A 13,285-nucleotide genomic window follows, 5' to 3' on the forward strand; every position below is an offset into this window, starting at 1 on the left:
AACGGCGACTTCATTGCGGTGTTGGACCTTGGGTGGGCGACCTGCGGTTGGAATTGATTGGTCTGGATTCCGGCGCGCAATCCGCAGAAAGCTTGACATTGGGTGCCGCGGTCCCAAACGATAGGTGCTCACTCCTGATCAGAGCCAGAGCGATGACCAACGCCCGAGTTGCATTGTACGCCCGCTTTTCGAGTGACCTGCAGAGTGCGGCGTCGATCGAGGACCAGCTGCGTGTGTGGCGGGAGCATGCGGAGCGGCAGGGCTGGCGGGTAATGGACAGCTACTCCGACCGGGCGATTTCTGGGGCGTCGCTGCTCCGGCCGGGCATCCAGGATCTGATGGCCGACGCGGGCCGCGGCCAGTTCGACATCGTACTGGCCGAGGCAATGGACCGCCTGTCCCGCGACCAGGAGGACATCGCTGCGCTGTTCAAGCGCCTGCGCTTTGCCAATGTCTCGATCGTGACCCTTGCCGAAGGCGAGATCGGCGAGATGCATATCGGTCTGAAGGGCACGATGAACGCGCTGTTCCTGAAGGACCTCGCCGACAAGACGCGGCGGGGCCTGAGAGGCAGGGTCGAAGCTGGGCGCTCTGGTGGTGGCAACTCATATGGATACGACGTGGTCCGCCAGTTCGGCGCCGATGGCGCGGCGAAGACCGGCGAGCGAACGATCAATGGAGCACAAGCCGAGGTCGTGCGCCGGATTTTCAGGGAATTTGCTCATGGCAAATCACCGCGCGCGATCGCCGTCCAGCTGAACAAGGAGAAGATTCCAGGGCCGCGCGGTGAAGGCTGGAGCCAGAGCACGATCAACGGCAACCCCGAACGCGGCACGGGTATCCTGAACAACGAACTCTATATCGGGCGCCTGGTGTGGAACCGGCTGCATTACATAAAGGACCCGGCCACCGGGAAGCGTGTTTCACGGCTGAACGATCCAGGCAAATGGGTGATCACCGAGATCCCCGCGCTGAGGATCATCGACGACGAGCTTTGGGCCGCGGTCAAGGAACGACAGGGCAACATGCGCAAGGCGACCCGCCCGGACATGACCAGGGAACCGAGTGCCCGCCGCAACTCATCGGGGGCAGAATTCTGGCGCCACCAGCGGCCCAAACACCTTCTCACCGGCCTGATGCGGTGCGGTGTGTGCGGTGGCGCCTACAGCAAGATCAGCGCGACATTGTTCGGTTGCGCGACAGCGCGGAACAAGGGCACCTGCGACAACCGGCTGAATATCCGCGGCGACCGGCTCGAAGCCATCGTGCTCGACGGGCTGCGCCACCGGCTGATGGACCCGGCGCTGTTCAGGGAATTCACCGAGGCGTTCGTCGCCGAGCAGAATGCCGCCAGCGCGCAGAGGCGGGCGCATTTTTCGGGGATGCGGGATGAACTCAAACGCATCGAACACCGCAAGGCCCGGATCATCGATGCGATCGCCGAGGGCATGCCGGCGTCCAGCCTGCGCGACGAGATGATCCGGATCGAGGCCCGCAAGGCCGAACTGACCGATCTTCTCGCCCGCGAGACCGTGCCGGAACCTTCGCTTCATCCGGCGATGGCTGAGCTCTACCGCGAGGCGGTCGCCAACCTGCACGAGGCGCTGCAGGATCCGACCACGAAGGACGAGGCATTCAGTATCATCCGCACGCTGATCGAGGCGGTGATCCTGGTTCCGGAGGGCGCGGAACTGAAGGTTGAACTCCGAGGCGCGCTGGCGGGAATACTACGTCTTGCGTCAGGGGGCGGGAACGACAAAAGCCCCGGCGCTGCTGCAACGGGGCTTGGTTCTATTTCTGTTCTGGAGGCGCAAATCAAGATGGTTGCGGGGACACACAGCCACTTATACCGAACTCAAGTCTTTCGATTCTGATTTGAGACTCTCCGCTTCGTTGCGTTCTTCACCTCCGCCGTGGTGGCATCACGGGACCACGCTGTACGTGCCCTCTCGATTGAGCTGGCCGAGGGAAATGACACCAGCGGCTAAGTCGGGGAGTTCCGGCTCGCTGTGGTGACGGAGCAGGACATGAACAAGACGAGACGGAAGGTTGATGCAACGCTGAAGACGAAGATTGCCTCGGAGGCGCTGTAGCCGCTTTTCCATCCTACAGTGTATTCGCTACTCCGTATTCACGAATAAGTTGGGTATCGCTAATTGGTCGAGAAAACCAAAACCCCTGCGCAAATGGACAGTCGAGGCTACGCAGCAATGCCGCCTGCTGCTCGGTCTCGACGCCTTCTGCAATCATATCAATACCGATGCGCTGGCCCATAGCGACCACAGTCTCAAGGATAATCTGGCGGCTAGGCGATAGAAATACGTCATCCAGAAGTGCTTGGGCGATCTTTATTCTGTCGAAATCGTAATTATGGAGAGGACGAAAGGACGAATAGCCTGTTCCGAAGTCATCAAGAACGATACGACATCCGAGAGCTCGTATTTTGTCAAGTAAACCAAGGCTATTCCCACCAACATCTAGTAGACATGTTTCGGTAATCTCAAAGGAAATGCGTCTTCCGTCTATGTCATTCTTACGCAGAACTTCAGAGATCTTATCGGGAAGCATCTCGTCGCGAAGCTGACGCGGGGACAAGTTGATTGCAAATTCGAGGTTAGGGGTCATAAGTGCGGCAGAGCGGCAAGTCATATCAATAACGTGCTTACCAATGACATTGATAAAGCCACTATCCTCAGCAATGGAAATGAAATCTGTTGGATTAATCACACCGCGTACAGGATGTTGCCACCTGACCAGTGCTTCCATCGCTATTGGTTTACCGGTGCGGAGATCGATAATCGGCTGATACTCAAGGAATAGCTGTTGGCGAACCGCGGGGCTCTTGAGGTCAGTATGAATTGTTATGCGCTTAGAGATTGCATCCTGCGTCCTAGCATCGAAAAAGCAGAACTTTCCGCGGCCCTCTACCTTGGCTTGATAGAGGGCGATATCAGCGCAATGATGAGCCCCTGCGGGGGAATTAGCATCGCTTGGGAGCATCGCCGCACCGATCGAGGCACCGATAGTCATCGTCAGATTCCTGATGCGGAATGGCTGCGCGAGGTGATCGATGATTCGCTTTGCGATAAGTTCAACATCAGATCGCTCGACTTCCGGCAAAATGATTGCGAATTCATCACCGCCGAGACGAAACACCATATCTCTTTCACGGACGCAGCTACGCAGGCGTTCAGCCGCGGCTCGCAGTAGGTTGTCCCCGACACCATGGCCGAAACTGTCGTTAATCGACTTAAAATAGTCGAGATCGACACACAAAATTGCTGTCTGCATAGCGTCGGCGTCATGCGGAAACTGCTCAAGGGCGATGGAGAACATCTCACGATTGAGCAAGGACGTAAGCGGATCGTGACGGGCAAGATAGACGACCCGCTCGCGCGACCGATGAAGGTCAGTAACGTCTCGGCCAACGCCGCGATAGCCAACGAAGCTTCCACTCTCGTCGAATATCGGCTTACCGGAGAGATCCCACCAACGTAACTCGCCAGAGAAAGGGATTGAAACGATTGCGTCGCGAAAAATTGTATGCCCTTCAAGATGCGTCATCAACTTATCGATTGCGTCGTCTCGGTGGCGAATTATCGAGCCATCACCGTTCAGCAGCAGATTATGGAATGAGATCTGCATCTCAGTCACAGAGCGTTGCGCCACCTCACAGAATCTGTCGGATGGGTTGACGATCACCAAATCACGATCGAGTTCAAAGAACCAGTCGCTTGCGCCCTGCTGAAAGTCACGCAGAAGAATTTCAGTCTCTTCTTTATGGTGCGCGATCCGGATCGTACCAACCTCACGCTCTACCATTTTCCGACTAAGCTCTATTATAGAAACAAACGTGAGAAAATAAAACGAAAATATACCAATGAGTGTTGCGCCATTAGTTTGCGCGCTAGGCAGAATTAGCGCAATAGTTGAACCAAAAACGAGAGGAGTCCAAAATAATAATGAATAAATAGCGGGACCAGCAAATACCGCCGTTCCGACCAATCCAATGAGAATAGCATAGATCTGGGCAAGCTGATCCTTGTCTGCTTGAGGAAGTGCAGCAGAAACAACCCCAGCCCAGGCTGCGCCTAATGTAAACTGCGTTACGCAGTAACCCCAATGGAAATTAGGTACAAATTTACTCTTACGTTGGCTTCTTTTCCAGCTTTGACCAAGCCAGACCAATGCCCCATAGCTTACAGACACTAAAATGACGAAGATAAAAAATGAAGCTGTCCTTGGCTTTCCAACATATCCATAGGCAAATGCGAGCAAAACAATTTCGCCAACAACCGCCATTTTCGAACTAAGACGAGCTCGAGAATCGATCTGGGCCATTTGAACAGCAGAGCGGTACTGGACTGGAACAATAATAAGGCCGGATAGACGCGATAGAAGCGTTTCAATATTTTTACAGAAATGAATAATGTGCGCTTTTAGCCGTGTCGCGCATGGCATTATCGATACCTCCAAATTCGTCCTGACGCCTATTTATATAAAAATTGAAACTTTTCTACCATATGATTTCTCAGGAGATAAACTCCCAAACACCTCAATCCTGGAGAATCGAAAAATGGACGGATCTACCTTTTCCTCGCCGATCACATACCGGCGCGATACAATTCTTAATATCCCGTCAGAAGGCGACACCTCTGCACGGCTGGCTGTGACGATTAAGGAACTCAAAGAAGCATACAAAATTCGGCATGATGGTTACCTCTCCTATGGATATATTGCCCCACAGGAAGGGGGACTGTTTTCCGACACATATGACCAGGCTCGGAATGAACGAACGGTCGTCATTTACCGGGCCGATATTCCCGCAGCCACTATCCGCATCTGTCTCCATGATCATAGCGGGACCTGGCCTGACGCCAGTCGGATACCCGCCATGGAGATATTCCGCGAAGAGATCCTGGCGCTGGAGGCCGCAGCAATCCAAGAAGGAAATCCGGGGCGAGTAATCGAAATTACTCGTTTCGCCCGTGATCCCGCGTTTGCCAATGACCGTAGCCTGATCATCGCCGCCTTTCGGATAGTTGCGTATCTGAGGTTGTATTTTGAAGCTGATATCATGATAAATGCGGTTCGTCCCCATCATATGCCGATGTATCGACGGCTCGGTTTCAAGAAGATTGCGGAACCTCGGCAATATCCAAACCTTACGTATTGCGCGTGCCTAATGGCCATGCTTCCCGACAACTATGATGCTGCGCTGCAAAAAATTGGATTTCCTTATGGGATTTCGATATCCGACCCGATTTATTCTCGGCTTGTGGCCGGTGATCTCGTAACAGTGTTTGCTAGCGACCCCGATATGCATATGCCACCAATTTCACATACGCAGAGAGCACAGATGGCCTATTGAAGATCTCTGTGTCACCTTTTGATCACCTTGCACAGTGACGCAACGGTTGTGGTGCTGGTGGCTACCAAAATACGCACTGTATTCCGGCCTCGGCGTCAGTGGCTTGAGCCATAAAATTCGGCACGGAGGGCCATGCCTATAAGGATTAGAAAGATTACCCCGCACATCGAAATGCCAAATAGCCTGATCATTTGCCGTGTCGCTATGCCGTTATGCAGCGTACGGAGATACCGACGCGGCGCTATTGCCGCCGCGTTGCGCCAACAAGCTGGACACCCGTATCTACCCTTGCGGATTTAGCGGTTGGTTGGATCTGAATCTGGATACGGCGCTCTTGGCCGTTTGAAGGGCCTTATTTGACCGTCTGCGTGGGTCGCGGAGGCTGCGATCGGTGCCGCAATCCCGAGGTCTGGACGGATTCATCCCATGGCTTGGGCGCGTTCATGGAAGATGAGCCGGTCGAAATTGTAGGCGATATTGGCCAGGATGAGTTTCGCTTCGGCCCGTGCGATGCCGATGGTGCGGATGAACAGGCCGAACCTGTTCTTCTGGTGGGCGAAGACGTGTTCGACATGGGCACGGATCGACGATTTCGCGGCATTGGCCCGCGCGATATTGTGCGGCATCGGCTTGCCCGCCGGCTTGCGCCTGTGGATGCGGCTGACCAACATCCTTGATGCCAGCCATTTCTCATTCTTCTGCGAGCGATAGGCACTGTCGGCCCAGACCTCCGAGGAGGTGTTGTCCGTCGTCACCAACCGCGGCAGCACCCGGCCATCCGCAAGGGATGCCGACGTCACCGCACTCTCCCGGATGAAGCCGAAGCGCCGGTCGATCGCGATGTGGGATTTGTAGCCGAACACCGGCAGCGCAATCTGGGGCAGTGGCGTGCCGTCCGGCCGATACCGGATCTTGCCGCCGATCTTGAGCGTCCACCGCGCGTCCGTGTCTTTTTGCGCCGCCTTGTGGGGCTCGTCCGGCCAGATCTCACGCGCTGTCTTGCCGGCCTTGATCGCCTCCTTCTCTACGTCCGTGTTCCGCTGCTTCGGCGCCGGCACCAGCGACGCATCGACGATCTGGCCCGACATCGGGATGTAGCCCTTCTTCTGCAACTGCCAGTCGAACGCCTTCATCACCCGCTTCAGCGTGCCGGTCTCGGTCAGTTTGTTACGGAACAGCCGGATCGTGTTCTCATCCGGCGTCGGCCCGCCAAGATCAAAGCGCAGGAAGCGCATCCAGGACAGGCGGTCCCGGATCATGAACTCCATCCTGGCATCGCTCAGATTGTGCTGGGCCTGAAGGATCAGCGCCTTCAACATCGAAACAGGGTCGAAGGGCGGGCGGCCACCCCTGGCTCCGTCCCCGTAGCCCAGCCCGTCAACCAGCCAGCCACGGAAATGCTCGAAATCGACCGTCGCTTCCAGAACCTCCAGCGGGTCCCCGGTCTTGCTCAGACGCTCAAGATGCTCCGAAAGCCCGAACAGCGACCACGCCTCCATCCACCCGCCCCCAATTCACGACCGCCTCAGTGAATCACGAATTCAACAACACTCACAGGGTTAATGCGGGTGTCCAGCTGTTGAATATTTCGGGCAATCCTGCACGGCTGACGGTCCCGGGTTTCAAAATCTCGGGCATTCGCACACCCAACCTTCAATGTCTCGGTCATTCACGCACTCACCCTTCAGTGTTTCCGGCATTCACGCACGCGGAACCGCCTTCCGGAACGAGGTGGATCCGCGGCAGGGATGTGCCGTTACGGCGGGATTTGGCCGTGGCCCTTCGCCTTGGTCGGTCTTGGACGGCAGCGGGGCGATGGATCGGGTACTGTGGGGCAGGCGTCATCCACCCGAAGGGCACTGCGAAGGTTCGAGGCCCAGGGACGCCCGGGAGGAGGAGCACCTCTCGAGAAGCGGCGAACCATCCTACCTGCCGGCTCCAGCGGCAGGGGGCTTTCGGGACGGGCGGGCTCCGGCGGGGCGTGGACCGATGCCGATTGAGCAGCCACCCTCGCACCTGTGCGGGGGCTGGCCTGCTATTCCTTCGAACCAGCGTCACCAGCGAAGCGTGACCGGGTTCTGGAAGATCCGGACACACTCAGTGCCAGCAAAAACAGTTGGTTAAGTGCTGTACGTCACCTGCCCAGCTCCTGCCAAACACGCAAATCGGGTTATGATGCCCCACCCGAATCGGACCGATTCGATGGCTCGTTCACAAGGATGCCGCGGCCATGACGGAAACTTCCCCTGGATCAACCACACAAACCGCCGATTTTACGCGGGCGCCGGCGGCCGATGCGCACGCAGCCTCGTTCGATCTCGGGCTGATCGATGCGGTGACCGCCGAGATCCTCGCGCATCCCATGGCGCTCAGCGATCCGCCGCTCAGCGATCCCCCGAATTCGATCTTCATGACGTTCGCCCGCCGGCGCCGTTTACGTATCGCGGACTGGCGCCGTCGACGTATCGCGGCGCGTCATCGGCCGCGCTCGCATCTTCTGCGCGATCTCGCCATGCTTGCCGCGAGCGCCGAGCGGCTGCGGGCGATCCTGGTGCAGCTCGATGCGAGCCAGCACGCCGATCTGATGCGCCAGCTATTCAACCCGCGGGGGCTGCCGCAACCAGGCCTGCTGCGGGCGACGCGCACGATCCAGGGGCTCGTCGAGCTGCTCGACCTCCTTGCCGCCAATGCGCGGCATGAGGGTCGCGCCAGGGGCGGCCTCGAGCCCACCAGAGTGAGGCGGCGGCGCAAGGGCGCTCCCGCGGAACCGACGCCACCGATCGATGCCGAGGCGCACCTGAAGGCCCTGGCCCAGACCTGGTTCGGGCGCGAGGATCTTTCCACAAGGCTGGCCGACGTCGCGCTACGATGCGGCGACTATCGGGACGGGCTGCGTGCGGAACCATCCCTGACGAACACGCTGGAGACCTTCCAGCAGGCCCGGCGCTGGGCGGATCACACGATGCTCCATCTGCTGAAGTTCCGGTTCGGGGAGCGCCTCGAGCTGCTCTCCTATCGCCCGATGGCGGAGGCCAGGGCCACCATAGAACCCGGGGTCCCGATTGATCGTCCCGGCGGTGCGGCCCGGCGTCTCCGCGCCCTGTGCCGGCTGCTGCTGGCGGTGGGAGACCGTGGGGCCCATTCGATCGCGGAGGACGTGGCTGGCACAAGATACGGGCGCCGGGAGATGTCGGACCCGGCGGACTTCGCGGTGACGTGCTGCGCCTCGCTGTGGATCTCATTCAGGAACGAACCGATCAGGGGGCGCTATCCGAAGGCGGGCACGTTCTCGCGGTTCGTGGAAGAATTCCTGAACGAGGCGCTCGGAATCTTCCCGGCATCGGAACTGCGGAGCGCCCTGCGCCGGTTCCACGGTGCGCGCGATGACGAGATCCGCCGGATTGCCGAGCGCCTGCAGGCTCCTCGGCCATCGGTATCCGGCTCGGCCATGGAGCCGGATGCGGAGACGCTGGGACACATCCGGCGATTGCTGAACATGCCGGTATCGGGCTGAGCCGCCCCTTCAGAAGTTTCGGCATTCCCGCACGCCTGATGTTTTGAATCCGGGCATCGAGCGCGCGCATTGAAGCTCTCGATGAGTCGAGAGCCACACATTTCGTCGGGTGCGGGCAGCAAGGACCAACCGGTCGCCGGCAGCGCTGCCGATGCCACCGCGCGCACATCGCTGCGGAGCATCATTCGGGTTCTGGCCGCCCAGGCCGCGCGCGATGACTTCCGGCGGGTTGTCAGCTCCGGCGACCGCACCGTCGTGGATACATCCCCGCTCACCAGCGCCGATCTCTCCGGCAATGGCTGAGCGGCGATCACCGCCGGTCCCGCCTTCCACGGCAACCGATATCCCGAACGATGGCCAACCGCAGGCTGCCGAAGCCATCGAGCCGCTCCTGGGCATTGACGATCTGTGCGCCACCTTCGGCCGCGGTGACAGGACGCTCCGGCGCTGGATCGCCGCCGGACACCTCAAGCCGGTCAGGATCGGCGGCGCCGTATTCTTCCACCCTGCCGATATTCGCGCGCTGATCGCCCGGCGCCTGAGGCGCTGAGCCATGCCGTGCGATCCGTGGTTCGGACAGGCGGGACGGACAAACCGGGCCGCCGGCGCCGCGCGAATGCACACAAATCAAAGCCAGTCAAAAGACAACACAATATCAAGCTATTGCTCATGTTCATTAGAACACGATCAGTCAATTGGCCTGGTATTGCTTTATAGCGTCCTCATTAATGTCCGCCTCTGTCCTCACTTGTCAAAACGGAGCAAGACAGTGACTGAACACACTCAACATCCGGGTCCGGGCGATGTTCCGCCCGCGGCACCAACCGTTGCGGAAGCCATCGCGCTCGTCGCCTCGTGGAGCGATCTCACGAACGAACGTCGCCGGAGCATTATCTCCTCTCTGCGCGCACTCGCCCGCATCGCCGGGACCGATCCGGCCCAGCTGCGCCTCTGCCCGGCAGAGCTGAACGCCAGGGTGCTCGGCAAGCCGCCCCAGCTGTTCGGGATCTCGGCGACCTCGATGGCAACCGTGCGCTCGAATACACGCTTCGTGATGCGCCGCCTCGGCCGGCTGGAGCCGCGCGCGCCCCTGGATGCCGACTGGAGATCACTTCGCGACGGCCTCCCGTCCCGGGCGGCAACCACCCTCACCCGCTTCATCGAGTTCCACAGCCGCGAGGGCATTCCGCCGTCCACCGTCTCGGATGCGAGCTTCGAGCGCTTCCAGGCCTGGATCCGTGCCGCGACCCTCTGCCGCAGCCCGTCCCGGCTGTTCGCCCAGATGCGCTATCAATGGAACAAGGCCGCACGTGAACAGCCCAATCTCGGGCTGCCGATCCTCGGCGCCGCACGCCAGCGGGTCCGGTGCACCGTCCCGCTCGAGGCCATGCATCCCGGCCTGCAGGCCGATCTCGAGCGCATGCGGCGCCACCTCGGCTGTTCCGATCTCGATGATCTCGATGCCGATCACCTCCGCGGCGATCATGACGACGGTCTGGCCGGTCGGGCATCACCATCCCCGGCGCCACGGCGGGCGCTGCGCGCCATCACCATCGAGGAGCGCATGCGCCATGCCCGCCAGGCCGTCTGGGCGCTGGTGCAGACCGGCGTGCCGCTCGAGGAGATCCGCGGTATCCGCGACCTCGTCGTGCCGGTCGAGCGGGCCCGCCAAGCCATCCGCTTCATGCGCGACCGCGCCGGCAAGCAACGCTCGGCCCCGGCCGGCCATGTCGCCGAGATCCTCCGGCAGATCGCCAAATTCCATGTCGGCCTGCCCAAGGCAGAGGTCGAGCGCATCGCCGGATGGAAGAAGGCGGTGACGCCCGAATACAGCGAGATGACCGAGAAGAACCGGCGACGCCTCGAGCCGCTGCTGACGCCGGAGGCCGAGCAGAAAATTCTCGCACTGCCGGCAGTGCTGATGGAGGAGGCGGAGGCTTTGCTGCCCCGTTCCGGCGTGCTCGCGGTCAGTGCGGCCAAGCGCGCGCTGGTGCTGCATCTGGGTCTGTTCTACGCGTTCCGGGTCAGCAACCTGCTCGGCCTGCGCCGGGATCGCCACTTCATCGGGCCGGGCCATGGCGGCAGCGCGATCACCCGCTTCCTGATCCCGGCCGGGGAAGTGAAGAACCGCGTGACCATCGATCGCCCGGTTCTGCCCCTGACCAGCGACATGATCATCGCGTGGGAGCAAAAATTCCGCCCGCTGATCGCCGCAGCCGACAATCCCTACCTCTTCGCCGGCGTGAAGGGGCGGCCGATGACGCGGCAGGCGATGGGCAGTACGCTCGCGAGGATCGTCGCCGAGCGGGTGGGCTGCGAGATCAATTCCCATCTAGTCCGCCATCGCGCCGCGGTCGCCCATCTGAAGAGATATCCGGGGGATTTCGAGGTCATCCGCGTCCTGCTCGGCCACAAGACCGATCGGACGGCACGCAAATCCTATACCGGCCCCGAGAAGGACAGTGCGTTCGACCGCTTCGACCAGACCGTGCTCGAGCAGATGAGGACGCTCCGCCCGCGGAAATCCGGGCCCGACCGCAGGACGGATCGCCACAGAGCGATGGGAGGGAGAGCGTGATGCGTGACCTTGGGGAACAGAAGCCGGCTTCGCGGGACGAGGCCCGGCTTGCGCGGCGGCTTGCGCGCTATCTCGCCACCTGGCCGGCGATCGACCGGCAGCGATGGGAGCAGAACTGTGCGGCCGCCGATCCGCTCGACGATCCCGGATATGGCAGCACGCTGCGCCTCGCCAGCCGGCTCAAGATCGCCAGGGGCTACACCTACTGGCTACGGTTCCTCGACGAGGCCGGATGGCTCGACCCGGCAGCGCCGCCCGGCGCCCGGATCTCCCATCCCCGCAGCGCCGCCTGGTTCCGTGCCCTGATGGCGCGCGGCAATGCGCCCTTCACCATCGCCGGCCGCTTCGCCGAACTGAACCTCGCGATCCGGGTTCTGGCACCCGAGGCCGACCGGACCTGCATCCTCCAGCCCAACGGCGCCTCGATCCGCCAGCGCCTGTTCATGGACAAGCGTGAACTCCTCATCCCCGATACCCGCATCCTCTATGCCGAGGGGTTGCGCCTGATGGGGACGGCGGAGCAGTGCCGGACGCGGCGCAAGGCACTGCTCCAGTTCCGCGACGGGCTGATCTTCGCGGTGCTGAGCTCCCGCGCCCGCCGCCTCCGCACCACGGCACAGACCATGGCAACGGACAATCTCCACAAGGTCGACGGCCGTTACCGGATCGATTACCGACCCGACCAGATCAAGACCGCACGGCGTGACAACGTTCTGCTCCCCGCTCGCCTGACGCCATTCATGGATCGCTATCTCGGCGAGATCCGCCCTGCCCTGCTGCGTGGCACGGATCATGGCGCGCTCTGGGTCGGCACGCTGGGCAAACCGCTCGCTGAGCCGGGAATCGAGAAGCTCGTCCGGGTTCGGTCCAAAGCCTTGCTCGGCGTTGCGATCGGGCCGCACCGGTTCCGCCACGCGCTCGGCACCACAACACCCCTGGTCAATCGCGCCGAGCCCGGCCTCGCCCGCGCCGTGCTCGACATCAGCGAGGCGGTCGCGGCCGAGCACTACAACCGGGCCAATGCCATCATCGCCACCGAATTCTTCCATGCCGAGATGCTCGCCGCGACCCAGGCGGCGAACGACCACGCGCGGCTGGAGAAGATCAGGCGGCGGAGGGAATGAATTGCTCGACATTTAGAGCAAATATCGCACGAATATTTCTATAACATATTGAAATACTTGATTATATTCCCACATCTGGTGAGCAGACAGTCATCCTGGCGTCGCCGGGGAGAAACCACCTGAACGCTCCTCCGGCGCTGTCTGCGCCGGGATCCGATCCCGGCCACGCCATTCCCCAACCATATCATCAGGAGACCACCATGACCGAACCGGTCACACCGGGCACGGCACTCGTTGCCATGCCCGCCGATCCCGTGCGCCTGAACGCCGTCCGCGATCAGCTCAGCACGGATCTCGATACACTCGAGTTCGCGATGCACACGCTCGATGTCCTCGCCGCCATGCTCGGCGGCGACGGCGAGGACCCCGCCGATGCCATGGACACCGCAACCGCCGCCCGCATCCGCCGCGACAACATGAGCGCCATCCGCCATGCCTGCCGCCTCGTGGAAAGCCGCGGCAACCGCGCCATCGCCAGCGGCAGGAACCTCCTCGCCCTCACCGATCCGAACTCATCCACATGACAACGCCCCCTCGTCCCAACTCAGGACGAGGGGGCTTTGTCGTCCTGGGAACATCACAAACGCGCTACGGACGCTCAGCGCCCATTCAGGTTATATGTCCGAGCTGGATCGCTTCCCGGAAGCGGACACGCGCCTCGGGAAGGCTTACGGTGGCCTTGGGGGGAAGCAGAAGGG

10 protein-coding genes are annotated in these 13,285 nt (G+C 60.9%); 8 read left to right on the forward strand and 2 right to left on the reverse strand.

Translation table 11 applies throughout. The features are described 5' to 3' along the window. The first annotated feature begins 152 nt into the window (after positions 1–152). Entirely contained in the window at positions 153–1,874 is a 1,722-nt protein-coding gene (locus tag ACMV_RS10000) for a recombinase family protein (protein ID WP_041664939.1), read from the forward strand. Positions 1,875–2,106: 232 nt separating this feature from the next. On the opposite strand, the gene ACMV_RS10005 is transcribed toward ACMV_RS10000, so the two are convergent. Further along, complete coding sequence (locus tag ACMV_RS10005; RefSeq protein WP_013640361.1) at positions 2,107–4,461, reverse strand: putative bifunctional diguanylate cyclase/phosphodiesterase; 2,355 nt, start codon at positions 4,459–4,461, stop codon at positions 2,107–2,109. Between the two features lie 115 nt (positions 4,462–4,576). Between ACMV_RS10005 and ACMV_RS20835 the strand changes: the two genes are divergently transcribed. After that, positions 4,577–5,371 carry an N-acyl amino acid synthase FeeM domain-containing protein gene (locus ACMV_RS20835; protein ID WP_013640362.1) on the forward strand — a complete coding sequence of 265 codons (795 nt, stop codon included), beginning with the start codon at positions 4,577–4,579 and terminating at the stop codon, positions 5,369–5,371. Between the two features lie 419 nt (positions 5,372–5,790). Here ACMV_RS20835 and ACMV_RS10015 read toward each other — a convergent pair whose 3' ends face one another. After that, a complete protein-coding gene (locus ACMV_RS10015; protein ID WP_013640363.1) occupies positions 5,791–6,870 on the reverse strand; it encodes an IS5/IS1182 family transposase in 1,080 nt (359 codons plus the stop codon). An 836-nt stretch (positions 6,871–7,706) separates the two neighbouring features. Between ACMV_RS10015 and ACMV_RS21525 the strand changes: the two genes are divergently transcribed. From ACMV_RS21525 to ACMV_RS10045, 6 genes are all read left to right on the forward strand, one after another. Beyond that, entirely contained in the window at positions 7,707–8,885 is a 1,179-nt protein-coding gene (locus ACMV_RS21525; protein ID WP_231844385.1) for a hypothetical protein, read from the forward strand. Positions 8,886–8,966: 81 nt separating this feature from the next. Beyond that, positions 8,967–9,188 (forward strand): hypothetical protein, encoded by a 222-nt coding sequence (locus tag ACMV_RS21190; protein WP_013640365.1) that lies wholly within the window; start codon positions 8,967–8,969, stop codon positions 9,186–9,188. Continuing rightward, a complete protein-coding gene (locus ACMV_RS21195) occupies positions 9,181–9,435 on the forward strand; it encodes a helix-turn-helix domain-containing protein (protein ID WP_013640366.1) in 255 nt (84 codons plus the stop codon). Before ACMV_RS21190 ends, ACMV_RS21195 begins: the two co-directional genes overlap by 8 nt. Positions 9,436–9,654: 219 nt before the next feature. Beyond that, positions 9,655–11,463 carry a tyrosine-type recombinase/integrase gene (locus ACMV_RS10035; protein ID WP_013640367.1) on the forward strand — a complete coding sequence of 603 codons (1,809 nt, stop codon included), beginning with the start codon at positions 9,655–9,657 and terminating at the stop codon, positions 11,461–11,463. Continuing rightward, positions 11,463–12,587 carry a site-specific integrase gene (locus tag ACMV_RS10040; RefSeq protein ID WP_013640368.1) on the forward strand — a complete coding sequence of 375 codons (1,125 nt, stop codon included), beginning with the start codon at positions 11,463–11,465 and terminating at the stop codon, positions 12,585–12,587. Before ACMV_RS10035 ends, ACMV_RS10040 begins: the two co-directional genes overlap by 1 nt. Before the next feature lie 200 nt (positions 12,588–12,787). Beyond that, on the forward strand, positions 12,788–13,111 hold the full coding sequence (locus tag ACMV_RS10045) for a hypothetical protein (protein ID WP_013640369.1): 324 nt from the start codon (positions 12,788–12,790) through the stop codon (positions 13,109–13,111). Positions 13,112–13,285: the final 174 nt, after the last annotated feature.

Origin of the sequence: Acidiphilium multivorum AIU301 (genome assembly GCF_000202835.1) — a bacterium.
GTDB classification, from domain to species: domain Bacteria; phylum Pseudomonadota; class Alphaproteobacteria; order Acetobacterales; family Acetobacteraceae; genus Acidiphilium; species Acidiphilium multivorum.

Coding starts and splice junctions, on each gene's coding strand:
- ACMV_RS10000 (WP_041664939.1), top strand. CDS start 153: ATGACCAACGCCCGAGTTGCATTGTACGCCCGCTTTTCGAGTGACCTG.
- ACMV_RS10005 (WP_013640361.1), bottom strand. CDS start 4,461: ATGCCATGCGCGACACGGCTAAAAGCGCACATTATTCATTTCTGTAAA.
- ACMV_RS20835 (WP_013640362.1), top strand. CDS start 4,577: ATGGACGGATCTACCTTTTCCTCGCCGATCACATACCGGCGCGATACA.
- ACMV_RS10015 (WP_013640363.1), bottom strand. CDS start 6,870: ATGGAGGCGTGGTCGCTGTTCGGGCTTTCGGAGCATCTTGAGCGTCTG.
- ACMV_RS21190 (WP_013640365.1), top strand. CDS start 8,967: ATGAGTCGAGAGCCACACATTTCGTCGGGTGCGGGCAGCAAGGACCAA.
- ACMV_RS21195 (WP_013640366.1), top strand. CDS start 9,181: ATGGCTGAGCGGCGATCACCGCCGGTCCCGCCTTCCACGGCAACCGAT.
- ACMV_RS10040 (WP_013640368.1), top strand. CDS start 11,463: ATGCGTGACCTTGGGGAACAGAAGCCGGCTTCGCGGGACGAGGCCCGG.
- ACMV_RS10045 (WP_013640369.1), top strand. CDS start 12,788: ATGACCGAACCGGTCACACCGGGCACGGCACTCGTTGCCATGCCCGCC.